Source organism: Desulfobaccales bacterium (genome assembly GCA_041648175.1).
Taxonomy (GTDB): domain Bacteria; phylum Desulfobacterota; class Desulfobaccia; order Desulfobaccales; family 0-14-0-80-60-11; genus 0-14-0-80-60-11.
Window position 1 is genome coordinate 56,552 of the sequence record JBAZPO010000008.1, and the last position, 22,515, is coordinate 79,066.

A 22,515-nucleotide genomic window follows, 5' to 3' on the forward strand; every position below is an offset into this window, starting at 1 on the left:
ACCGAAAACCGAAAACTGAAAACCGAAAACTTCATATTTCCATCACCTTCTGGCAGGCAGTGAAATAGATACCTACCCGGATATTCTCCAGTTCAGTCAACCCCTTGGCTTTGGCCACCATTTCTCGGTAGGCCGTAAGCTGCGGCCGGTATTTTTCCGTCTCTCTGGCGATAAAGGTGTCCCAGTCTTCGCCAGCAACAGGGCGGGAAGTCTTGAAATCCAAAATCCACCAATCTTTGCCGTCGAAAACCAGGCGGTCCACCACGCCTCGGCGGATCTCGCCCGGCTGGGGCTGGTCTTCTATAAGCCATTCACTGACGGCGAAAGATAAATCGGGTTTAAGGAGCGCGGCCAGAAACGGGTCAGCCTGGCAGGCCTGCAACTCAGAATGGATCTCGGGGGCCAGGTTGGCGGCCCTGGCGGCGGCCAGCCCCGCATGGCGCAGGGCCGCGGCGAGAGACGCCGGGGTCGGCAGCGGCTCGCCCCGACCCAAAGTATCCAAAGCCCGGTGCATGATTTCCCCCCGGAGCCGGGCCGCGTCGCCATCCTCGGGAGGTTCGGCCTGGGGGTGTGTGGCCGTCTCGAAAGGCAGCGTAGCCAATTGTGAAGGAAAACTCACCTGATAAGGAGCGGCTTCCGGGTGAAAATCCCAGGCTGCGGGCAATTCTTGAGGCTCCTGGGGCGCGCCGGCCAGGGGCGGCAGCGCGGTCACCAGTTCCACTTGGAGCTCCGGGTCGGGCCAGTTTGCGGGAAATCCCGCGGGTGGCAGGTCCAACCGATAATGCTCCTTGAGCCAGGCCAGGGGGCTGTCATCCGAGATTTGCCACTGCCCCTTTTTATCGACTTTGGCCACCGCGGACATCACCAGGCGCTGCCGGGCCCGGGTCACTGCCACATAGAAGACCCGCCGGGCTTCGTCCACCACTCTCTGGTTTTTGATATTGCGCAGAAGCACGTAAAGGGAACTCTGCTTCTCCCGGATATAGGGCCGGGCCAGGGCCAGGCCGTGGACCCGGCTGCCGGGAATCTCCTCCAGCAGAAAGGGGGGCGTGTTGTCTTCACTCTTCAAGGGCTGCCAGTCCAGGAAGGGCAGAAAAATCTGGTGAAACTCTAAGCCCTTGGCGCCATGTACCGTCAGGATCTCCACCCGGGAGGCCTGGGCCCGGGGGTCTGGTGGCTGAAAGGTTGCTTGTAAGTTAAAATCAGCCTTATTAAAGGTGGTCTCCGGGATTCCCGCTTCCGCTGCGGCCACCAGGTCCAGGTAAGTCCGGGCATTGGCCACCCCCAGAGGGCCTTCCCAGGTGGCTATCCCGGTCCAGGCGCAAGTTTCATCGAGCCAATCCGTCAGGATGTCGGCCAGGGGCCGCCGCCCCACCTGGCGCCGGGATAGCTCGAGCGATTCGGCCAGCGCCGGTAATTCCCCGGGGGAACCACCCTCAGCGGCCAGGCCGCACAATCTTTCGACCCACAGATCCCCCGGTGCTTGGGCCACTTCGGCCAGGGCCGCCAGCCCCAGAGGGTTCCAAGGACCTCTCAGGACCCCGGCCCAGGCCACCTCATCCTGGGGGCGGACCAGGGCCCTGGCCAGATTGTGGAGGTGGGCTACGACCCGGCTGTCGGCCAGCTTCAGTCCCTCTCTGACCCGGACGGCCAGCCCGGCTTCGCCCAAGGCCGTCAGATACAGGGGCAGATGGGTTCGGGTGAAGAGCAGGATGCCGATATTTTCTTTTTCTTTTAATGTTAACAGGCTTTGGGCCACCTGTTGGGCCAGCCAGCGGGCTTCCAGTTCCCGGGCCGCCAGATCGGTTTCCCCGGTGAACAGCGCCAGATGAGGGGCCGGACCCTCTGGAGCGCCGGGGCGGGGTTCGGCCCGATGGAACTGAGCTCCCGCAGTGCCGCCGGACATGACGGTGCCCTCGAACACCTGGTTGGCCCATTCGATCAGGGTCCCGGTGGCCCGGAAGTTTGTGGTCAGCCACAAGGGCGTCAGCGGCAAGGGCGACGCGGCGCCGCACGGCAAGCCGTTACGGGATTCCATAAACAGGCGAGGCCTGGCCTGGCGCCAACCATAGATGGACTGTTTGGGGTCCCCCACCACCATCAGGGTGCGTCCGGCGCCTGTCTGCCAGCCGGACATCAGCTGGCACAGCAGGGTCATCTGGTTTTCGCTGGTGTCCTGGAATTCATCCACCAGGAGATGCTTGAGCCGCCAATCCAGGCGCAGCATGATCTCGGTGGGGTCGTCCTCGTTGAGCAAATTCAGGGTCGACTGCTCCAAAGCCACGAAATCCAGGGCGCCGCGCCGGGCACAGAGCTGCTCGTAAACCTTCAGGGCTTCCCCCACCAGGATGACCAGGTCCTGGAGGGCTGCGGCTTCCTCCGGCGAGGCCCCGGAGGGGGTAAGGTCCCGGCACTGCTTCAGGGTCCGGGTCACATCCGGCGGCAGATCTTGAAGCAGCGCGGCCCACTTTTTCTGATTAACACCTTCAGGAAATCCGTCTTTGACGGAGAGGCGTTTGCGCGGCTCTCCCTGACTGGCGGTCAAAAGCACCTGGCTCATGGCCTGCCAGCCGGGCAGATCAGCAGGCGCGGTGCCGGGGATCACGGCAGGGAGGATGTCGCCGTGGGGAGCCCCCTGCAATTCCTGCCAAAATTCCGGCCAAGCCTGCCCTAACTTACTGTCTGTCAGCCCGGCCCGCAACCTGTCCAGGACCGGCACCAGTACCATCTGGAAGCGAGTCTCCAACAGGCGGCGGTATTGGGTCGCGTCCCGGCTGACCCGGGCCAGCGCCAGGAACTCGCCCAGGCTGTCCCGGCGGGACAAGAGCCCGTGCAACTCTTTGGCCAGACGCCGCCAGTCGTTGTTGAGGCGCACCAGGCGGCGCACCAGGGCCTGCCGCACCGCGTCGGTGGGGGAGCGGGCGTTCAGGCGGGTGCGCAGTTCTTCCAGGGCTTCGGCCTTGAGCCACCGGTCCTCGTCTTCTTCCAGGAGCGTGAAAGTAAGCGGCACCCCGGCCTCCTGGGGGGCCAGCTTCAGGAGTTGAGCGCAGAAGCCGTGGAAGGTCATGATAGGCAGGCGCTCCGGGGTCAGCTTGAGCGCCGCCTCATCGGCGTGACGCCGAAAAACCGCGGCCGCCAGTTCCTGGAGCTTCAAGTCCAGGGGGGAGGCATCGGGGCCGGGGGCGTGCCGTTCCCAGAGGAGTCTCATGACCCGGGCGCGCAGCTCGCCTGCGGCCTTGCGGGTAAAGGTCAGGGCCAGCATCTCCTCGGGGGTGTCCACCCGGGCCAAAAGCGTCAGGAACCGGGCCAGGAGCACCGAGGTCTTGCCACTGCCCGCCGGGGCCTCCAGGTGAAAGCCTTCAAGCGGCCCCATGGCCTGGTCCCGGACGGCCTGATCGGCGGGCTGTTCATTAGACATGTCGATAATAAAAAACCGCCATTCTGAGCACTTGCTCTGTGGGCAATTCGAGAACGTCCCTACGGCTTGTTATAATCCAAAACTTAGTGTCGTGTCCCTGGTATCCTTTTCTTAATTCCTAAGCTGAGCGGCACGACGCTTTTTTACCGAGTCCCACTGTAGCGCCTCGTTAGTCCAGCAGTTTTACTTCCTGACTACGATATCCTTCTTGGTGCTTTCGACGATTGTCACCAACTCCTCCTGTTCCTTAGCGGGCACCCCGTAGTTGTTCATCGCTCGGCGGAAGTCCGCCAGCATGGCCTGCCACTCCTTCTCGCTGATATTGAGATGAGCATGGGACTCCTTCATCCCTCGGCCTGTGTATTTGCATGGACCACCGGTCTGCTGGCATACCAAAGCGGTCAGGTGATATTTCAGGCCGGCGATTGGCACACGCTCTCGGGCTGCCTTGATAGCTGGGTTGGCATTAAGCACATCGTTCGCGTACAGCAGATCGATGAATGTGTCCACCACAACAGAGATCGGATAGACCCCTCCTAGCCTGTCGTAGAGGGATTTGGCCGGCTTCGCCTCGGCGGCTTGGGCGGAACCCACCCCAAGTAGTGCAGCCAAAAAGCTCGTAAGTATTAATGTCCTTACAAATGACCGTGTTTTGAGCATGACCATTCCTCCTTTGGTTTTGTCTAATTGTAAGAACTTTAAATTCGAATTTCAATTTTGCTCATCTTCCCCGCCCTCCAAGGCAATGGACTGGCTGAAACCGCAAAGGAGACAGTAGGGGCAATAATTACAGGCCCCCAATTCCTTTCCCGCCGGGGTCGGGTTGGGGTCGGGACGGAAATCACCTGCGGCCAGACGTCGGCCCAGGGCCGACACCCGCTCAACAAAGGCTGCAGCTGCGGCCTGCCACTTTTCCGGAGTGGCGTTAAAATCTTCGTGCTTCAAATGATGGGACCGGGGCGATTTGAGGCCGATGAATCCGGCCCGAAGACTCGCCGCCACCTGGCTCACCGACGCCCGGCCTTGCTCCACGGCCAGGAGATAACAGGGCAGTTGGGGTTCTTCCAGGTCCTCCAAGACCTTCTGCTTTTTCGGGATTTCACCGCTCTTGTAATCCCAGACTACGAGGTCGTCAATCTCCGGATGATAATCCAGGCGGTCGATGCGGCCTTTCAGAGCAAAGGGCCAGTCCTGACAGTGAAGGTCCTGGAATCCCACTTCCGTGTCCAGCCAGCGCCAGCCCGCTTCGAACCGTTCCCTTTCCAAACGCAGCCATTCCCAGAGCAGGCCGGCCTCCCCCAGCCAGCGGTCGGCCTCCGCCTGCCAGTGAAGATCGAAGCTCAAAGGGGCCAGCACCTTATGGACGGCTTCCCTGAGCAATCCCTGGGCCCGCTCGTGGTCCCAAACCCTTTCCTGTTCGAGGACCTCCCTGAACTCCGAGGCAAAGAGGGCCAGCACCTCATGCAACAATTGGCCCCGTTCCCGGGGGTCAAGTCCTGCCTCGATTTCCGGCAGTTCCCTGACCTTTAGCACATGCTCCAACAAGAAGCGGCATGGGCATCTCAGGGCGGTACTGATCTGGCTCAGGGAGATTTGGCCGGGCAAAGCAAGGGATAGGATGTGGTCCGCATATCCCGGCCAGAGCGGAGACCCCGCAGCCTCAAAAGCCGACCGGACGGCCTGCGACCGTAGCCAGGCCGGATGCGGGGAGGAAAGGACCGCCATCTCGGCTTCGGACCACTCCCCCAGATACAGCGGCGTGCTCACCCGCTCTTCCTGTTCCACCAGCTTAGGCCGGGTGAAGGTGAGGTGAGACGCGGTCCCTAAAAGATTCGCAAAGAGTCCCGCGGCAAAATGGTGCTGGCTCTGGTACGTCCCCCCCAGAACCTGGCGCTTTTCGGCGGCGGAGAGCAACGGCAGGGACCGAGGCGGCGCCGGCAGGACGCCTGAGTTCATCCCCAGGCAGAAGACCCGGGAAAAGTCCAACCCCCGCATCTCCAGGAGCCCCAAGATCTGAATCCCAGCGGTCTGAATTCCCGGCCCCGAAAGAATTACCCGGTGTGCCCCAATCTTGAGCCACTCTATGAACTCGCCGGCTTCAATTTTCTCTGAGTTCAGGGCGTTCTCCACTTCGGCCAGCAGGTCCGTGAGGCGAGCCCAGGCCTCCGTATCGACACCGTTCAGACCCCGGGGAAAGCCCAATTCCTGCCAGGCCGCCTTTAATTGAAGACACCACTCCTTCGCCGGAGCCGCGGGCATGTTCAGGAAATTCCAAACCCGATCCAGACGTGCCAGGACACCGGCCTCGGCCTCTGTGCGCATAAACCGAGTCACCGTCTTCCGCAGACGGTCCCAGCCCTGATCGCACCTATGCTCCCGAAAGAGCTGATCCCAGCGGGCCAGCGGCCGGCCGTGGATGTGCACCTTCCCATAGTAGGGGGACAGGAGCAGGGAGACCAGGTCTTCCCGGCGCTCCCGGTCGGCCAGGAATTGCACAGGCAGGAGCCCGGCCAGAAAGAGGGGGGCTTCCGAAAGGCTTGGGCCCCGGGAAAAGTTGTAGGCCCAGGCGCTCTCGGCTTCGGGCGGCCCCAGGACTTCGGCCAGGACCCGCCGCAGATGGGGAGTGTAAGTGGTGTCCATGTCCATGGCGGTGACCGCCAGGCGATGAAGCGGCGCACCACCTTGGGCCAGTTCCACCAGTTGGGCCGCCACCCAGTGCAGCTCTTGCTGGGTGTCGGGGAGACTCACCGCCTCCTGGACGTTATTCTGATCGCCTCGCACCTGAAGATACTGCACTTGGGCGCGGCGACTGACCTCCTGGAGCCAGAGCTCTTCCTGAGGGGCCGGGGTTTCCAGGCAAGCCACCAGGACCCGGCCGGGGAGCTCGAGCTTGCCTGCCCTGAGCGCGGCCATGAGATAGGCCGGGAGATCCCCGGGGCTCAACCAGTTCTCCTGGCGCAGCAAGTCGCTATAGATATGGGTGACGTGGCGGCGCCAGGCCACCAGAGGGGAATCATCCGTAGGGCGGGCGTCCCCGCCCGCCATCTTTGGCCCCAACAAGTAGCGGCACATGAGGATATGGGTTTCGTCCAGGGCCTCGGCCCAGGACAACTCCGAGGTGGAGCCGCTTGGGAGCAGTGCGGCTTTGAGGGCCTGCCGCCACAGGGCCAGGCGCACCAAAGGCGGGGCCAGGGCTTCTTGGGGCCAGAGTCTTTGAAAGAGTTCAGACCACCAGGCCTGCAAAGTGCGCAGGGCCAGGGGTTCCCAGGCGGCGCGGTGTGCCTGTAACGCGCCAAGTCGTTGCCGGTGCCAGATCTGGTGCGCCAAACGCTGGTGCGGCACCACCGTGAGGGTGCCGGGACCGGCCTGGGCCAGCACGTAGTCTTGCAGGGCGGCGCCGGAAGAAAAAGTTTTTTGAGAGCTCCCAGATAGCATAATGGGGCGTGGGGGAGAGCTAAGTGCCGATGGGCGGGCACAGAGGCCCGCCCGACCTACTCAACTTTATCAAGCAGGCTGCTCCTGAACCTTGGCGTTATTCAAAATCTCCCGTAATTCCTCGCCTTCCAGAACCTCCTTTTCCAGGAGGATTTTAGCGGCCTTCTCCAGGATAGGGCGCTCATTTTCCAAGACTTCCCTGGCCCGCTGATGGGCCCGGTTCACCAGCGCCGCCACCTCTTGGTCGATCTCCTGGGCCGTGGTTTCGCTGTAATCCTTGGAACCGGGGGGCATCATGGCTTCCAGGAACAGGGGGCGCCTTTCCCGCTCAAAGGTGATGGGACCGAGTTTTTCGCTCATGCCATACTCCCGAATCATGGAGCGAGCGATATCCGTGGCCCGGTACAGATCGTTCTGGGCTCCCGTGGAAATCTCGTTGAAGGTCAACTCTTCCGCCACCCGGCCTCCCATCATCACGGCCATGCGGTCTTCCAGTTCGGTTTTGGTCATCAAATAGCGGTCTTCGGTGGGCAGTTGCATGGTATACCCCAGCGCGCCGATACCCCGGGGAATGATGGAGACCCGGTGCACTTTGTCGGTGGTGGGCAGAGCTTCGGCCACCAGGGCATGCCCGGTCTCGTGATAGGCCACAATCTCCTTTTCTTTGGGATTCATGACCCGGTTGCGTTTCTCCAGCCCCGCCACCACCCGGTCGATGGCCTCTTCGAAGTCGTCCATCTCCACGGCAGTCTTGTTTTTCCGGGCCGCCAGCAGAGCCGCTTCATTGACGATGTTGGCCAAATCGGAGCCTACCATACCGGGCGTGCGAGCTGCCAGGGTATGGAGGTCGACATCCGGGGAAACCTTGATGGTCCGGGTGTGAATCTTCAAAATATCTTCCCGGCCCTTCAGCGAGGGCCGATCTACCAGGATGTGGCGGTCAAAGCGCCCGGGCCGGATCAGAGCAGGGTCTAAAATCTCGGGCCGGTTGGTGGCGGCCATGATGATCACACCTTTGCGGGTGTCGAACCCGTCCATTTCGGACAGCATCTGGTTCAACGTATTTTCCCGTTCTTCCGGGCCTCCCATGGGAGAAAAGCCCCGAGCCTTACCGATAGCATCCAGTTCGTCGATGAAGATAATGCATGGCGCCTTTTCCTGGGCCGTGGCAAAGAGATCCCGCACCCGGGCCGCGCCCACCCCCACGAACATTTCCACAAAATCGGAGCCGGACAGGCTCATAAAAGGCACGCCGGCCTCTCCGGCCACAGCCCGGGCTAATAGGGTTTTCCCGGTTCCTGGGGGACCCACCAACAGAACGCCCTTGGGCAGGTTCCCGCCCAAGACTTGGAATTTGGCGGGATTTTGTAAAAATTCAATGATTTCCTTCAGTTCCTCTTCGGCTTCTTCCACGCCGGCCACATCCTGGAAAGTGACCTTGGTTTCGTCCTGGACGTAAACCTTGGCCTTGCTCTTGCCCACAGTCATGAGGCCGCCAGTGCCGCTGCCGATCTTCCGGAAAAAATACATCCAGATGCCGATTAACAGCGCGAAGGGCAGCACCCAGGAAATGAGGGAACTGAGCCAGGTATTTTCCTGGATGGCTCGGTACTTAATGCTGTTCTTTTCCAAGAGCTTCACCAAGTCAGGGTCTGCCATCCTGACGGTGGCGAAGGCCGGGGGTTTCTTCTCGAACTTTTTTTCCAGGGTCTGGGGCAGGTCGGGTTTTTTCCTCTCCTTCGCCAGGTCTTCGATACCTTTGGGGAGCAGGCTGCCAGTAATGGTATCGGTGCTGATGGCCAGATCATCGACCCCATTGGTTTCCACCAGATGGCGAAATTCACTGTAACTGATCTCCACCGACTGCTTGGCGACGCTGTAATATTGGACTATCAGCAGCAGCACCAGCATGCCCAGCACATACCAGATGATTGTGCGGCTTGGGGTGGAAGGCGGGTTTGCGGCCATAATTACCTCATAACTCTCATATCGGGGATTTCTTTGCCATAATATAATGATTAGGGGGGGATAAGCAACTAGGCTCTTCTTTGGGGCTTGCGGATGGGCGCGGCGCTTCCTAACGTATGAATAGGTCGGGGCAGGTTTCAAACCTGCCCCTACTAATGACTATGCAGATTTAATAAAACCTGAGCCAAAAATTTACCCATCAAGGAGTTACTATGGAAGGATTAAAGAACTTGGATATCGACAATCTTCCCCTCCCCAAGCTGGTGGAAGAACTCCACCGGGCCGCCAAAAATTGCCAATGTGAGGGGACCCGGGAAACCGTGTTTGTTTCGCGGGGGCGGGATAATGTCGTGAATTGTCTAGCGTGCGAACCGATCTATCAGGTGCTGGAACCGTTGGAGGCGGCGTTAAAGCTGCTGCGAGCTTGATGATGACCCGCACTCGCCGGACAGCCTTAACTCCGGCGTTTAGCGGTCAAATAAGGTGGGGTGAGACCCTCTCCGGGGCAGCTTGGCGAAATACTCCGCGGCCCGGTTGGTGGCCATGCGGCCCCGGGGGGTGCGCTGCAAGAAGCCGCACTGCATCAGGTAGGGTTCATAAACGTCTTCCAGGGTGTCTTCTTCTTCACACAGGGCCGCGGCCAGGGTGCCCAGCCCCACCGGACCACCGTCATAATTCTCCAGGATGGTGAGGAGAATCTGGCGGTCCATGCGGTCAAACCCCAGTTGGTCCACATCCAGCAGGGTGAGAGCGGCATCCGCCATTTCCCGGTTGATGCGGCCGTCGCTCTTAACCTGGGCGTAATCCCGCACCCGTTTCAAGAGCCGGTTGGCAATACGGGGCGTGCCTCGGGAGCGCCGGGAGATCTCTTGCGCCCCATCGGCATCGATCTCTATACCCAGCACCTGGGCGGCCCGCAGGGTGATTTGGACCAGCTCTTCCACCCGGTAAAAATCCACCCGGAGCATCAGGCCGAAGCGGTCCCGCAGGGCCGGGGTGAGCAGGCCAGCCCTGGTGGTGGCCCCCACCAGGGTGAAATGGGGCAACTCCAGCTTCAGGGAACGGGCCCCGGGCCCTTGGCCGATAATGAGGTCCAGACGGAAGTCTTCCATGGCCGGATAGAGGATTTCCTCAACTACGGTGGGCAGGCGGTGGATTTCGTCGATAAACAGAACGTCTTTGGGGGCCAGATTGGTGAGCAGGGCCGCCAGGTCCCCGGCCCGCTCCACCACCGGTCCCGACGTGGTCTTGATGCCGCCGCCCATCTCGTGGGCGATGATGTAAGCCAGGGTGGTCTTTCCCAGCCCCGGTGGGCCGTGCACCAGGATGTGGTCCACCGCCTCGCCCCGGGCCAGGGCTGCGGCCAGGGCGATCTCCAGGTTGCGCCGCAGTTCCTCCTGGCCCACGAAGTCGGCCAGAGTCTGGGGCCGCAGCCCCGCCTCCAGCCCCAGATCATCCGCCTGGAGCCGGGGATTGACGATGCGTTCTTCCTGGGTCATATGCGGCTAATGTACCTTAGCATCAGCATATTTGCAAGCCGGGCCGGTCCGCGGTTCTGCCGGAAAACCTTGGCCCTGAAGCCAAAGGTTTGATAGACTGCATTTACGCATCAATTACGGCAAATAAGCGAGAAAGGGCGCTGCATGGCAGAAGCAACGGAACCTAAAAAAACCGGAAGACTTGGGAATCTCCAGATTCACATGGCCAATGAAAGGACCTTTCTCGCCTGGATCAGAACCAGTATTGGCATTATGGCGTTTGGTTTTGTGGTCGAAAAGTTTGCCTTATTTATCGATAAGATAGCCTATTTCTTGGGGAAGGACCATTTTCCTGAAGTTCCGCCTCATTCCTCCTTAGGATATTCCTCAATTTTTGGCATAATCTTGGTGGCAATGGGTGCGTTGATGGGCGCATTATCATTTGTGAGATATAAAAAAGTCGAACGAGAAATCGACGACGATACCTATCAACCCTCATTACTGCTTGACATAATGGTGACTATGGGAATGCTGGCAATTGGGATCTTCCTGGTTCTTTATATGATCCACAGTATTTAATGGCTTCCCCTCTTTGATTATGCAATTCGCAATATCCGCACAGGGCATCGGCAAGGCCTTCCGCACCGGTTTTTGGAAGCCGCCCAAACAGGTGCTCCAGGAGATTGACCTTCAGGTCGCCTCCGGGGCCATCTTTGGGGTATTAGGCCCCAACGGCGCGGGAAAGACCACCCTGATTTCCATCCTGGCCACCCTGCTCCTGCCGGATACCGGCCAGGCGCAAGTCTTGGGTCTGGATGTGGTTAAGGATGCCGCGCGGCTCAAGGAACGCATCAACCTGGCGGCCAGCGGGGCTCATTTCCTCTGGTGCATGACGGTGGAGGACAATCTGAGGTTCTACGGCCGCCTCTATGGACTGGGAGGCCGGGCCTTGATGAACAAGGTGGAAAGCCTCCTGGACCTGTTCGGGCTGGCGGAATACCGCACCACCACCTTTGAGCGCCTCTCCACCGGCCTCAAGCAGCGTCTTGCCCTGGCCAAGGCCCTGATCAACGACCCCGAATTGCTCTTCCTGGATGAACCTACCTCCGGCCTGGACCAGGAGATGGCGCAGCATATCCGGGAGGAAATTCTCCGCCTCAACCGGGAGACCGGGGTCACTATGCTCCTGAGCACCCACAATTTGCGGGAAGCCGAGATGCTCTGCACCGAAGTGGCCTTTTTGAAGCAAGGCCGGCTGGTGACCGGAGGCCGCATCCCGGAGTTGCAAAGGCGCCTGGGACTTGGAGACCACCTGAGCCTGCGGTTTAAGGATTCCCCCGCGCCCTTAGATTATGGCCGGCTCCCCGGGGTACTGAATCACCGCGTAGAGGACTCCCGGGTGGAACTGGTCCTGGACCGGGCGGACGACCGGCTGCCCGTCATCCTGGAAGCCATATTCCAGACCGGCAAGAAACTGGCCCAAATGAAGGTCAAGCCCGTGGACCTGGAAGAAATTTATCGTGAGATTACGCATTAACCTTTATAAAATCTGGGGTTTCAGCGTCCGCAGTTCGTTGGTGAACCGGCGCAATGTTTTTGCCATGCTTGAGATGCTCTTCTGGCCGCTCATCGGCATCTTTTCCGTGGGTTTGCTGACCCGGTTTCTCAACCTAGAGGCCGAAACGGTCTCCTTTATCCTCATCGGCGCGGTGACCATGAACACCGTCCAGATCGCCCAACTGGACCTGTCTTACGCCTTGTTGTATTCCGTCTGGTCCAAGAGCCTGAAACATGAATTCATTGCGCCGGTGCGCCTGTCTCATATCCTTATCGGTTCGGGTCTGGTGGGGTTGATCCGGGGTTTTCTGGTCTTTGCGGTTATGGGATTATTAAGCGTCTATTTTTTCGACATGGACCTGACGCGGCCGGGCCTGGACGGCTTGCTGTGGTTCCTTTTGGGCATGTTCCTCAACGCCGCCATCATCGGGGCGCTGGTCCTGGCGCTGGTGCTGCGCTTTGGCCAGCGGGCCGAAGTCGCGGCATGGGCCTTTTCTTACCTCATGCTGCTGTTGTGTGGCCTCTATTATCCCATCAGCGTGCTGCCCGAGAGTGTTCAGGTCCTGGCGCAATTCATTCCTCTGACCTATTTTCTCGATTATTTCCGCCACTTCTATGGCTTCCCCGCGGCCTCTCCCCACCCCCTGCTTTACGGTTTCGGCCAAAGTGTGATATACCTTTTCCTCAGTTACGGCCTGGTTTCTCTGACCTTGCGCTCCGCCTACAAACGGGGCACCTTGCTGCGCTTGTCGGATTAAATGCGGAAACAGAATGTGGTAGGGGCGGGTTTCAAACCCGCCTCTACAGTATAGTCATAATCTGTCCTTTTAATTGAAAACCAAAAACTAAAAACGGTATTTTACATGATCGGCGTCTTTGATTCAGGCTTCGGCGGGCTGGTGGTCTTGCGGGAATTCTTGAAGGTCCTGCCGGATTATGACTATCTTTACCTGGGGGACAATGCCCGCATCCCTTACGGCACCCGGTCCGACCGCGTGGTGATCCGTTTCACCGAACAGGCGGTGGATTATCTCTTCCGGCAGGGCTGCCGCCTCATCGTCCTGGCCTGCCACACCGCTTCAGCCCGGGCCTTGCGCCGCATCCAGCAGGTCTTTCTGCCGGCTCATTACCCCGGCCTCCGGGTCCTGGGGGTGTTGATCCCCACGGTGGAGGAGGCTGTGGCCCGCACCCGGGTAAAGCGCATCGGAGTCATCGCCACCGAAGGCACGGTGATCTCTCAGTCCTTTGAATTGGAGCTGAAAAAGCTGGACCCGGAAGTTTCGGTCGTGCAGCAGGCCTGTCCGCTCCTGGTCCCCATCATCGAGTCCGGGGAGCAGGACTGGGAAGGCACCACCCTGATCCTGCGCCGCTACCTGGCCCCCTTTAAAGACCGGGTGGACACCCTCATCCTGGGCTGCACCCACTACTCCATCCTCAAAGACCAGATTCGAGCCATCCTGGGCAACGGCCACGACCTGATCTGCTCCGGCCAGGTAACTGCGGCCAAGCTGGTAGATTACCTCAAGCGCCATCCCGATATGGAGAGCCGCCTGAGCCGGGGCGGAAACCGCCGTTACCTCACCACCGACCTTACCCCGCGTTTTGCGCAGTTGGCCAGCCTGTTTATGGGCCACCCTCTGAGTTCTGAAGTCGTGGAATTATAAAAGCTGCAGTAAGTCAGGCCCGCGCAAGTCACCGGCATCACAGGGTAAATGAACTGTTATAACAGAAAACGCCCCTACACCGAAGCTGGGGCGTTTTATCAGCTAACCTGATTGGTCCGTGAAATTATCCTTTTTGCCGCCGTCTCAAATATCCCAGTCCCAGAAAATTGAGTAACCCGGTGCCTAAAAGCAGCACGCTTGATGGTATGGGAATGGGAATGATGGCCGGTCTCCCGGCCAGGGAGAGAATGTCCCCGCTGGAATCGAAATCGACGACATCTAAGAAACCGAAGGTTCCAGCGAAGATATTGTGCGAGGCATTGCCGTTCACGTCAGCATCCGTTAAGCCGAGGCTGGCGCCGAACGGAGTAACGGTATTGCCAATCTCGCTTTCATTTTTCTGGGCGCTGGAGACCACAAAGGGGAGATAGCCAAAAAAAGTATCATCGGGGGTGAGTCCCGCGCCGCTGTTGCTCTCGGCCATGGCGTAAAGGCCGCCACCGTTATTCAGGAAATTGATGATGTCACCCTTCCGGTTGTTCAGAATATCGAGTTCGGCCTGAGTCAGAATACCGCCGAAATCGGAGGCCACCACGATGGCGCCATAGGTGGATCCCAAAGAATTCAGGGCGGTATTCAAAGTAGCAGCCGTGGCCAGATCGAAGTTGACCCCTAAGGTGTAGCCGCTGGCGATGATTCCATTGATGCCGTCGACGTGCCCGGCAGGAGGGGAAATCTGCGATTCCACAAAGAGGAATTTAGTGGCCCCAGCCGCGACAAAGGAGTTAAAGGCCGGGTCCATGACAAAATTAATAGCCGTTTGATTGATGTGCTGGGCCCCCACGGCATTGCCTCCCAACAAGGCATGGAAATCAGGGTCGTGTCCGGTGAGGAAAACGGAGCCGGCCACAGCAGAGGCCGCAAGACCTCCAACCAGCAAAAGGGCCATAACACATATGGCAAGTCTACGCATCGTCACTCCTCCTTTCTTTGAAGTTTGGATTTGCATAAGAGTCGTGACAATAAATTAGTCATTGATATTATATTGTAAAGAATTATATTCTAAGATAAATATTTTATTATAAATAAGCATTGAGCAAATTAGATTATTAAATATCTTGTTACAGAAAAACCGGGAGTTAACAGGGAGAAGATCGTAAGGCGAGCCACTTGGGGTCCGCCAGGACTACCGAGGTTTCCACCTGACGGGGCGAGATGGTCCAATAGGTGCGGAGCAGACGGTCCTTGGTCACGGGCGTGACCAGCTTAAAGCCATGCTTTTCATAGAAGCGGATGGCCCACCAGGCCGCGGCCCAGGTGCCCACCAGGATCGGTCCCGGGATATGATCCATAAGATGGGTCAACAGGCGCGCCCCCAGCCCCCGGCGTTGGGCCCCGGGGGATACATAGGCGTGGCGGATGAGGGTCACTTCCCCCAAGTCCTGGCGCCCCATCACCCCTAAAAGGCCCTCTTCGCCCTCGTAGCCGGAAAAGTCAACCCCCGCGGCGATCTCGGCCCGCAGTTCCTCTTCGGGCATGTAGGGCTCCTGCCAGCAATCCGCCGGGATTACCCCTTTATATTTCTGGGCAGCCTGGTTGATGATCGCCAGGGCGGCGTCAATTTCGTCGTGCTGAAGCGGCCGGATCATAGGTCAGGACGCTTGGGGCTGCTGCGGTGGCGGGGGGTAGTGGTCTTCTTTGAGGCGGTGGCCACATTCGGGGCAGAAGGTGGACTCAAGGGCCATTTTTTTCTGGCAGTATGGACAGGTGGACTCCTGGGCCGCCGGCGGATAGTGTTTTTCTTTGAGGCGCTGGCCGCATTTGGGGCAGAAAGTAAACCCCAGGCCCACTTTTTGCTGGCAGTTCGGACAGGTGGACTCTTGGGGTGGCGGCAGGGTGGGCTCCGGGGGATACTGGAAGGGATTGGAATACTGGCGGGTCACCTCCGAACCGGCCTGGCGCATCTTGGCCACGAACCTGCCCAGGGTTGCAGCGTACTCGGGCAGTTTTTCAGGGCCAAAGAGGATAAACGCCAGAATTACGAGGATGATCAGCGTCTCGAAGTCAATCCCAAACATGCCTGCACCCGCGATCAGACTTTCGCAATCGGCTGTCCACAATTAGGGCAGAATTTCACGTCCCCGGTATAATCCTTTTGACATTGGGGGCAGGTGAAATGCTTGGAGGCAGCGGCATTGCTGGGGGGAATCTCAATCGGAGACGCGACGCTGTCAGGGTCTTCATGAGCCTTTTTAAAGCTCCGAATGGCCTTGCCAATACTGTCTCCCAGCTCCGGCAGGCGCCGGGGCCCGAAGAGCAACAGGGCGATGGCCAGGATGATGATTAACGTGGTGATATTGTAACCAAACATGTGGCGCCTCTGGTTGCTAAGGATTTAATATTAATATAAGAAAAAAATGAAAGAACCGCAAGGGGGGGAGAGCAACTCCGTTATGGACAAAAACCCATCGCTCTTTACACCGCCACAGCCTCTGGCCGCCCAGATGCGCCCTCGAACCCTGGCCGAATTCGTGGGCCAGGCCCATTTGGTGGGCCCCGGACGCCTGTTGTGGCGATCCCTCAAGGCCGGCCGGCTTTTTGCCTCCATGATCTTCTGGGGTCCCCCGGGGAGCGGCAAAACCACCCTGGCCCGGGTCATGGCTGCAACCCTTAGCTGCCACTTTGCCAGCCTGAGCGCGGTGATGTCCGGGGTGGCGGACATTCGACGCGTGGTAGAGGAGGCGAAGCGCTACCAGGGCCAGGGGCGGCGCACCGTGGTCCTTATCGATGAGATTCACCGCTTCAACAAGGCCCAGCAGGATGCCCTCCTGCCCCACGTGGAGGAAGGGCTGATCACCCTGATCGGGGCCACGACGGAAAATCCCTACTTCGAGATTATCGGGGCGCTCCTCTCCCGGGCCAAAATCTTCATCTTCGAGCCCCTCACCAAGGCCGACGTCCTCACTATCCTAAAGCGGGCCCTTAAGGATAAAGACCGGGGTTTGGGGACCCATAAAGCTGAGGTCACCGCTGAGGCCCTGGACTACCTGGCAGAGATGGCCGGAGGGGACGCCCGGCGAGCGCTCACTGCCCTGGAACTGGCCGTGTTGAGCACCGATCCCGATCAAGGGGGCGTTATCCGGGTGGACCTCGCCGCAGCCAAAGAGTGCATGCCCCGGCGGGACCTGATTTACGACCGGCAGGGTGATGCCCACTATGATACCGTGAGCGCTTTCATCAAGAGCGTCAGGGGGTCGGATGTGGACGCGGCCCTCTACTGGCTGGTCCGGATGCTGGCCGCCGGAGAGGACCCCCGCTTCATTATGCGGCGGCTTTTGATCCTGGCTTCCGAAGACATCGGCCTGGCTGACCCCAACGCTCTGGTGCACACCGCCGCCGCGTCCCGTGCCCTGGAATGGGTGGGCCTGCCGGAAGGCCAGTACCACCTGGCTCAGGCCACGATTTACCTGTGTCTGTCCCCCAAGAGCAACTCCGCTCAGGCCTACTTTAAGGCCAAGGCCGCCCTGGAGGACAGAGGCGCCACCCAGGTGCCCACGCCTCTACAAGACGCCCACCGGGATCGGAAGGGATTGGGGCATGGTCAGGGGTATCTTTATCCCCACGATTTTCCCGGTCACTGGGTGGAGCAGGAGTATCTCCCCGAGAATTTGGCCGGCGCGAGTTTTTATGAACCGGGAACAGAAGGCCGGGAGCCGGAATTATCTGCACGCTGGCGGACTTTACGGCCCCAAGGCTCGAATATTACCAGGGATGAAAGCGAAGGAGGGGAAAAAGATCAGGGGTAGTAGGTGGCGGGCCTCCGTGCCCGCCATGTAAGGTGCGCACTGCGCACCTTACTTCCTGCACAGGCGAGACGCCTGTGCCACCAAGGCCAACGAAAAACTAAAAACAGTATTAACCGGCGGATACCCGCTTCCGGCCCCGCATCACCACCAGCCCCACCAGCCCCGAGCCCAACAGCACCAGGCCGGGCGGCACCGGAATGACCACGGCCTCCGTGGTTAAGGCGTTCCCAAGCCCAGCTTGGGAACGAGCCTAAGGGTAGCGCAGGCGCCCTCGCCTGCGCTCAAACGAGGTAGAGATACCATGTAGTGCGCACTGCGCACCAGACATGGCCCAGGCGGGACGCCTGGGCAACCTTCTTACGGCAGTTATACTCATTGCCAAAAGAGGTTCTTGCAAATATCTCCCTGCCTGTCATTCTGAGGGAGCGAAGCGACCGAAGAATCTCATAAGTGGCTGAAAATACGAGATCCTTCGCTTCGCTCAGGATGACAAAACGGCTTTTTGCAAGAACCTCAAAAGTTTTTTCTTATTAACCCCTCACCCTACCCTCTCCCACAAGGGGAGAGGAGAATTAGAGGAAAAAACTTTTGGCAAATGCTATATTTATAATTTTGCACCCGCAAAAGTGAAAATTTAGCGGCACCGCAATCGGCGGCGTATTGAGAAAATTGTTTACAATAAAATATATTGCCATATATCTAAAGTCAATTAATTTATAATAAATAAGAGTACAAGATAGTTAAAAACCTCCTAAGGGTTCAGTCCTGGTTCAGATAAAATTAATTAAAAAAAGGAAAATAAACCGGATCCTATTGGACTTTGGCGCCGGGAGTGCTTATAATTTAAACAAACCGTTACTGGGGGAGCACCATCTGCCCAAGGAGGGTGCAGGTGCCATGTCCCGCATATTATTTGCCGACAGCGAACCTCACATCCAGCAGTTGTGTCTAGAGGAATTGCAGGATGAGGGCTATGAAGTGAAGGTGACCGGGAGAGCTGACGATGTGGTGCGCCTGGCGGAAACCTTCCAGCCCGACATGGTCATCCTGGAAACGACGCTGCCGGATATGTCCGGGTTGGAGGCCGGACGCCTGATCAAAGGCAGCAACCGTAAGACTCGGGTGATAATCTATTCCTTTTTCCCTCCTCCTCACGATCTTTCCAGTTGGGGCGCCGATGATTATGTGATAAAATCCCCTAATCTGGACCGTCTCAAGGCGGCGGTGCGGCGTTTTCTGCCCGCCTAAGTACCGCCTTTCCGGAGGTCAGCATGGCGATTATGGAGATTAGCGTGGTCCCTTTGGGACTGGGGGACACCAGTGTGGGCGATTTCGTCGCCCAGGTGATCAAATACCTCCAAGCCGAGGGTATTCCCCATGAACTTACGGACATGGGCACCTTGATCCACGGCCACGCGGCCCGGTTGCTCAAGGTGGCCCAGGTCCTGCACGAACTGCCCTTTGAGCGGGGTGTCAACCGGGTGGTGACACATATCACCATTGATGATCGCCGGGACAAAGACGTCCATTTGGGCGACAAAATAAAATCGGTAAAGGCAAGACTTAAATAAAATAGATGGTGGCACAGGTTTTTATCCTGTGCAGACACAGGCAGAAGCACCCTACCCCAAGCACAGGTTGAAAACCTGTGCCACCGGATGGAATCCTGGTTCCCAAAGCTCTTGCTTGGGAACCACCTTGTTTGACGGTGCGCGGGGCGCACCCTAAACCTGGCACAGGCTGGAAAGCCTGTGCTACTTTCGTAAAAGGATATGGCAAACCAGAAAAAGGATTATTATCAGGTCCTGGGAGTATCCCGGGACGCCGGCGTTGACGAGATCAAGAAAAAATACCGTCAGGTAGCCCTTAAATTCCACCCCGACCGCAATCCCGGCAACAAAACCGCTGAGGATAAGTTCAAGGAGGCCGCCGAGGCCTACGAAGTCCTGCATGACCCTGAAAAGCGACGCCTCTACGACACTTACGGCCACGAGGGCCTGTCCTCTACCGGGTTTACAGGCTTCCGGGATTTTTCCGACATCTTCAGCTCCTTCAGCGATATCTTCGGGGACGTCTTCGGGTTCGGAGGCGGTTTTGGCGGGGGCGGGCCTCGGCCCCAGCAGGGCAATGACCTGCGCTACGATCTGACCCTGGATTTCCTGGATGCGGCTTTAGGCACCGAGGTGACTGTGGAGGTGCCCCGGGTGATCACGTGCCGTACTTGCAGCGGCAGCGGCGCCAAACCCGGAACCAAGCGGACCCCTTGCCCCCAATGCGGTGGCCGGGGAGTGGTCTCTCGCAGCCACGGCATCTTTCAGATCACCACCACCTGTCCCCGCTGCCAGGGTATGAAGGAATTTGTGGCCGAAGCCTGCCCCGACTGCCACGGCGAAGGTCGTCTCCGGGAAAAGAAAAAGCTCAAAGTAAAAATCCCCCCCGGCATGGACAGCGGCACCCACCTGGTCATGCCCGGCGAAGGCAACGGCGGCGTGCACGGCGGCCCCTCCGGGGATCTATATATCGTCATGCATGTTAAGCCGCATGAATTTTTTGAGCGCCAAGGTAACGACTTGCACCTCACGGTCCCGGTGTCCTTCGTCCAGGCGGCCCTGGGGACTCGCTTGACCATCCCCACCTTGCAAAGCTCCCACGAACTTGTCATCCCGCCGGGCACCCAACCCGGAGAAGTGATCCGGCTCAAAGGCGAAGGGGTCCCTTACCCCAAAGGCCAGCGCAAAGGTGATCTGTTGGTTGAGGTCAGGGTAGTCATCCCCCGGAAACTGAGCGCCCGGCAGCAGCATCTGTTGGATGAACTGGCCAAGGAAGAGCCCGAGTCCCAGGCCCCTCTGGGAGAGGGCGAGGCTCATGACGAAGACGAAGGGCTGCTGAAAAAACTTTGGCATACCTTCACCGACTTGGGCCACGACCATAAAGACCAAAAGAAATGAGTTTAAAGGCGCTGCCTTTGTGGCAGCGCCCTGCATATCCCTCCGCCCCAAGAGTTGATTTCCTCGGCTCTGGTGGTGATCCGGCATCTTAAGGGCAATCAAACCTGAACCAGCCTTCCCCTTGCCTTGCTTCGTCGGCGTGATTATTTAAAAAATATTGCGCCGCCGGAGCCCTATACTCATTGCCAAAAGAGCCTCTTGCAAAAGTCTCTTTGCTTGTCATTCTGAGGGAGCGAAGCGACCGAAGAATCTCAAAAAGGAGAGGAAAATGCGAGATCCTTCGCTCCGCTCAGGATGACAAAAGGCTTTTTGCAAGAAGCCTCAAAAGTTTTTTCTGATTATCCCCTCACCCTACCCTCTCCCACAAGGGGAGAGGAGAATTAGAGGAAAAAACTTTTGGCAAGCGCTATAAAGGTGCGGATTCGCCCATCCCCTTCGTTCCTGACGTCGACTATTTATATTGACAAGGGACGCTACTTGAGTAATTATTCACAATCAGACCGGTATGTGCCGGGAAGGGCAATGCTATGGCCATTGATCTCAACCTTGTGATCGGCGGCGCCGCGGGCCAGGGAGTCCATACCATTACGGGCCTCCTGGCCAGGATCATGGTGCGGCAAGGCTGCCACGTCCTCTACGTCCAGGACTATCAGTCCCGCGTTCGGGGCGGCCACCTCTTCAACCGCATCCGCATATCCGATCAGCCTTTGGTGTCCTCCCGGGAGGGCATCGATCTTTTAGTGGCCCTGAACCAGGAAACCGTGTCCCTCCACCAAGACGAGCTGGCGCCCGGAGGCATGATCGTCTACGACGCTTCGGTGGTCAAGGACTTGCCCCAGGGAGTGGGGAGCCTCCCCCTGAAGGCTGGCGAGCTTTTGCCCGACACCAAGGCCGCAGAAGTGGCCATCAACGCCGGCGCCTCCGGGGCCATCCTGGGTCTCCTCAAGCTGCCTTTGGACCCCTTTCTGGCCATGGTGCAGGAGACCTTTAAGGACAAGGGCGCTGACGTTGTGGCGTGGAACCGCCAGGCTGCCGCTCAGGGCCACAAGCAGGCCGCGGCAGTAGGCAATCACCATTCCCTGGCGGGGATCAAGGCCCCTGCTCAGCCCCGGCTTTTGATCAGCGGCCATGAAGCCATCGCGGTGGGAGCTCTGGCCGCGGGCTTGCAATTTGTCAGCGGCTACCCCATGACTCCCTGGAGCAGCGTTTTGAACGCCGTGGGGAGCCGGGCCGAAAAATGGGGGGTAGTGGTGGAACAGGCGGAAGACGAGATCGCCGCCATCAATATGGCCCTCGGCGCCTCTTATGCGGGCGTCCGGGCTATGACCGGCTCCTCCGGTGGCGGCTTTGCCCTCATGGTGGAAGCCCTGGGCCTGGCCTCGTGCTCCGAGACCCCCCTGGTCATCGTGGAAGCCCAGCGCCCGGGCCCCAGCACCGGTCTACCCACCCGCACCGAGCAGGGTGACCTCGGTTTTGTGCTCTATGCCAGTCAGGGAGACTCGCCTCGGGTGATCCTGGCGCCGGGCACCCCGGGCCAGGGATTCGCCTTGATGGCCAAAGCCTTCAACCTGGCCGACCGCTATCAACTGCCGGTATTCGTCATTACCGACCAATACTTCGCGGATACCAATTTTACCTGCGAGACCCAAGACTTTCCCAGCGAAGTTAAGATCGAGCGAGCCTTGACTATGGGCGAAGTCAAAGGCCCCTACGACCGCTATGCCTATACCGACAGCGGGGTCTCGCCCCGCCGCCTGCCCGGCTTCGGCCCCGTGGTGGTGGCCGATTCCGATGAACACACCCCGGATGGCCACCTCACCGAAGACTTGCAGGTGCGGATCAAGATGCACGACAAGCGCCTGCGCAAGCTTAAGGGGCTGGTCCAGGAATTTGACGGCATCACTACCATGGGCCCGGCTGACGCCCCTTTGACCCTGGCTTGCTGGGGCTCCAGCCTGGGGCCGGTGGCCGAGGCCGTGGCCCGGCTCAATGCCGACAAGACTCCGGCCCGCATGGTCCATTTCAGCGAACTCTGGCCCTTCCCGGCAGCAAGGGCAACACACGCCCTGGGACGCCCGAAAAAACTGGTGATGGTGGAGATGAACGCCACCGGCCAGTGCAACCGGCTGCTGCGCCAGGAGACGGGAATGAACGCCGATCGCCTGGTTCTCAAGTATGACGGGGCACCGTTTACCCCGGAGTATATTCTCCGGGGGCTGGCCGGTGAAGCTTAGGAGGCGC

The 22,515-nt window shown here is 59.0% G+C and carries 19 protein-coding genes; 10 read left to right on the forward strand and 9 right to left on the reverse strand.

Annotated features, from left to right (window positions below):
* Positions 1-31: 31 nt before the first annotated feature.
* From WC600_09175 to ftsH, 4 genes are all read right to left on the reverse strand, one after another.
* On the reverse strand, positions 32-3,418 hold the full coding sequence (locus WC600_09175) for a UvrD-helicase domain-containing protein (GenBank protein ID MFA4902904.1): 3,387 nt from the start codon (positions 3,416-3,418) through the stop codon (positions 32-34).
* Positions 3,419-3,601: 183 nt separating this feature from the next.
* Entirely contained in the window at positions 3,602-4,078 is a 477-nt protein-coding gene (locus WC600_09180) for a group 1 truncated hemoglobin (protein MFA4902905.1), read from the reverse strand.
* 51 nt (positions 4,079-4,129) lie between these two features.
* Positions 4,130-6,853 (reverse strand): PD-(D/E)XK nuclease family protein, encoded by a 2,724-nt coding sequence (locus tag WC600_09185; protein MFA4902906.1) that lies wholly within the window; start codon positions 6,851-6,853, stop codon positions 4,130-4,132.
* A 69-nt stretch (positions 6,854-6,922) separates the two neighbouring features.
* Positions 6,923-8,821, reverse strand: a complete 1,899-nt coding sequence (ftsH, locus tag WC600_09190) for an ATP-dependent zinc metalloprotease FtsH (GenBank protein ID MFA4902907.1) — start codon at positions 8,819-8,821, stop codon at positions 6,923-6,925.
* 212 nt (positions 8,822-9,033) lie between these two features.
* Between ftsH and WC600_09195 the strand changes: the two genes are divergently transcribed.
* Entirely contained in the window at positions 9,034-9,249 is a 216-nt protein-coding gene (locus tag WC600_09195; protein MFA4902908.1) for a hypothetical protein, read from the forward strand.
* Positions 9,250-9,288: 39 nt separating this feature from the next.
* Here the strand turns inward: WC600_09195 and ruvB are convergent, their stop codons facing one another.
* Positions 9,289-10,320 carry a Holliday junction branch migration DNA helicase RuvB gene (gene ruvB, locus WC600_09200; protein MFA4902909.1) on the reverse strand — a complete coding sequence of 344 codons (1,032 nt, stop codon included), beginning with the start codon at positions 10,318-10,320 and terminating at the stop codon, positions 9,289-9,291.
* A 144-nt stretch (positions 10,321-10,464) separates the two neighbouring features.
* On the opposite strand from ruvB, the gene WC600_09205 reads away from it, so the two are divergent.
* The 4 genes from WC600_09205 (at position 10,465) to murI (ending at position 13,520) form a co-directional block, all read left to right on the forward strand.
* Positions 10,465-10,878, forward strand: coding sequence for a DUF202 domain-containing protein (locus WC600_09205; protein MFA4902910.1), 414 nt, complete (start codon positions 10,465-10,467; stop codon positions 10,876-10,878).
* Positions 10,879-10,897: 19 nt separating this feature from the next.
* Positions 10,898-11,836, forward strand: coding sequence for an ABC transporter ATP-binding protein (locus WC600_09210; protein MFA4902911.1), 939 nt, complete (start codon positions 10,898-10,900; stop codon positions 11,834-11,836).
* Complete coding sequence (locus tag WC600_09215) at positions 11,820-12,614, forward strand: ABC transporter permease (protein MFA4902912.1); 795 nt, start codon at positions 11,820-11,822, stop codon at positions 12,612-12,614. Before WC600_09210 ends, WC600_09215 begins: the two co-directional genes overlap by 17 nt.
* A gap of 105 nt (positions 12,615-12,719) precedes the next feature.
* Positions 12,720-13,520 carry a glutamate racemase gene (gene murI, locus WC600_09220; protein MFA4902913.1) on the forward strand — a complete coding sequence of 267 codons (801 nt, stop codon included), beginning with the start codon at positions 12,720-12,722 and terminating at the stop codon, positions 13,518-13,520.
* A gap of 124 nt (positions 13,521-13,644) precedes the next feature.
* Here the strand turns inward: murI and WC600_09225 are convergent, their stop codons facing one another.
* The 4 genes from WC600_09225 to tatA all read right to left on the reverse strand — a co-directional run bounded on the left by WC600_09225 (position 13,645) and on the right by tatA (position 15,891).
* Entirely contained in the window at positions 13,645-14,493 is an 849-nt protein-coding gene (locus WC600_09225; GenBank protein MFA4902914.1) for a hypothetical protein, read from the reverse strand.
* 166 nt (positions 14,494-14,659) lie between these two features.
* Positions 14,660-15,169, reverse strand: a complete 510-nt coding sequence (locus WC600_09230; GenBank protein ID MFA4902915.1) for a GNAT family N-acetyltransferase — start codon at positions 15,167-15,169, stop codon at positions 14,660-14,662.
* A gap of 3 nt (positions 15,170-15,172) precedes the next feature.
* Positions 15,173-15,598 (reverse strand): zinc-ribbon domain-containing protein, encoded by a 426-nt coding sequence (locus WC600_09235; protein MFA4902916.1) that lies wholly within the window; start codon positions 15,596-15,598, stop codon positions 15,173-15,175.
* Between the two features lie 14 nt (positions 15,599-15,612).
* Complete coding sequence (gene tatA / locus WC600_09240) at positions 15,613-15,891, reverse strand: twin-arginine translocase TatA/TatE family subunit (protein ID MFA4902917.1); 279 nt, start codon at positions 15,889-15,891, stop codon at positions 15,613-15,615.
* Positions 15,892-15,937: 46 nt separating this feature from the next.
* Here tatA and WC600_09245 point away from each other — a divergent pair, with 46 nt between their 5' ends.
* From WC600_09245 to WC600_09265, 5 genes are all read left to right on the forward strand, one after another.
* Positions 15,938-17,326 (forward strand): replication-associated recombination protein A, encoded by a 1,389-nt coding sequence (locus WC600_09245; GenBank protein MFA4902918.1) that lies wholly within the window; start codon positions 15,938-15,940, stop codon positions 17,324-17,326.
* Positions 17,327-18,223: 897 nt separating this feature from the next.
* Entirely contained in the window at positions 18,224-18,574 is a 351-nt protein-coding gene (locus tag WC600_09250) for a response regulator (protein ID MFA4902919.1), read from the forward strand.
* A 23-nt stretch (positions 18,575-18,597) separates the two neighbouring features.
* The gene (locus tag WC600_09255) at positions 18,598-18,897 is read left to right on the forward strand and encodes an MTH1187 family thiamine-binding protein (protein MFA4902920.1); all 300 of its coding nucleotides are present in this window, start codon (positions 18,598-18,600) and stop codon (positions 18,895-18,897) included.
* 201 nt (positions 18,898-19,098) lie between these two features.
* Positions 19,099-20,274, forward strand: a complete 1,176-nt coding sequence (dnaJ, locus tag WC600_09260; protein MFA4902921.1) for a molecular chaperone DnaJ — start codon at positions 19,099-19,101, stop codon at positions 20,272-20,274.
* Between the two features lie 527 nt (positions 20,275-20,801).
* Positions 20,802-22,508 carry a 2-oxoacid:acceptor oxidoreductase subunit alpha gene (locus WC600_09265; GenBank protein MFA4902922.1) on the forward strand — a complete coding sequence of 569 codons (1,707 nt, stop codon included), beginning with the start codon at positions 20,802-20,804 and terminating at the stop codon, positions 22,506-22,508.
* Positions 22,509-22,515 lie beyond the last annotated feature (7 nt).

What these genes read in the sequence shown, in the direction of transcription:
- WC600_09175 (MFA4902904.1), bottom strand. Translation starts at nt 3,418, where the DNA reads ATGTCTAATGAACAGCCCGCCGATCAGGCCGTCCGGGACCAGGCCATG.
- WC600_09210 (MFA4902911.1), top strand. Translation starts at nt 10,898, where the DNA reads ATGCAATTCGCAATATCCGCACAGGGCATCGGCAAGGCCTTCCGCACC.
- ruvB (MFA4902909.1), bottom strand. Translation starts at nt 10,320, where the DNA reads ATGACCCAGGAAGAACGCATCGTCAATCCCCGGCTCCAGGCGGATGAT.
- WC600_09245 (MFA4902918.1), top strand. Translation starts at nt 15,938, where the DNA reads ATGAAAGAACCGCAAGGGGGGGAGAGCAACTCCGTTATGGACAAAAAC.
- WC600_09225 (MFA4902914.1), bottom strand. Translation starts at nt 14,493, where the DNA reads ATGCGTAGACTTGCCATATGTGTTATGGCCCTTTTGCTGGTTGGAGGT.
- dnaJ (MFA4902921.1), top strand. Translation starts at nt 19,099, where the DNA reads ATGGCAAACCAGAAAAAGGATTATTATCAGGTCCTGGGAGTATCCCGG.
- WC600_09250 (MFA4902919.1), top strand. Translation starts at nt 18,224, where the DNA reads ATGTCCCGCATATTATTTGCCGACAGCGAACCTCACATCCAGCAGTTG.
- tatA (MFA4902917.1), bottom strand. Translation starts at nt 15,891, where the DNA reads ATGTTTGGTTACAATATCACCACGTTAATCATCATCCTGGCCATCGCC.
- murI (MFA4902913.1), top strand. Translation starts at nt 12,720, where the DNA reads ATGATCGGCGTCTTTGATTCAGGCTTCGGCGGGCTGGTGGTCTTGCGG.
- WC600_09185 (MFA4902906.1), bottom strand. Translation starts at nt 6,853, where the DNA reads ATGCTATCTGGGAGCTCTCAAAAAACTTTTTCTTCCGGCGCCGCCCTG.
- WC600_09180 (MFA4902905.1), bottom strand. Translation starts at nt 4,078, where the DNA reads ATGCTCAAAACACGGTCATTTGTAAGGACATTAATACTTACGAGCTTT.
- WC600_09255 (MFA4902920.1), top strand. Translation starts at nt 18,598, where the DNA reads ATGGCGATTATGGAGATTAGCGTGGTCCCTTTGGGACTGGGGGACACC.
- WC600_09195 (MFA4902908.1), top strand. Translation starts at nt 9,034, where the DNA reads ATGGAAGGATTAAAGAACTTGGATATCGACAATCTTCCCCTCCCCAAG.
- WC600_09205 (MFA4902910.1), top strand. Translation starts at nt 10,465, where the DNA reads ATGGCAGAAGCAACGGAACCTAAAAAAACCGGAAGACTTGGGAATCTC.
- WC600_09265 (MFA4902922.1), top strand. Translation starts at nt 20,802, where the DNA reads ATGGCCATTGATCTCAACCTTGTGATCGGCGGCGCCGCGGGCCAGGGA.
- ftsH (MFA4902907.1), bottom strand. Translation starts at nt 8,821, where the DNA reads ATGGCCGCAAACCCGCCTTCCACCCCAAGCCGCACAATCATCTGGTAT.
- WC600_09230 (MFA4902915.1), bottom strand. Translation starts at nt 15,169, where the DNA reads ATGATCCGGCCGCTTCAGCACGACGAAATTGACGCCGCCCTGGCGATC.
- WC600_09235 (MFA4902916.1), bottom strand. Translation starts at nt 15,598, where the DNA reads ATGTTTGGGATTGACTTCGAGACGCTGATCATCCTCGTAATTCTGGCG.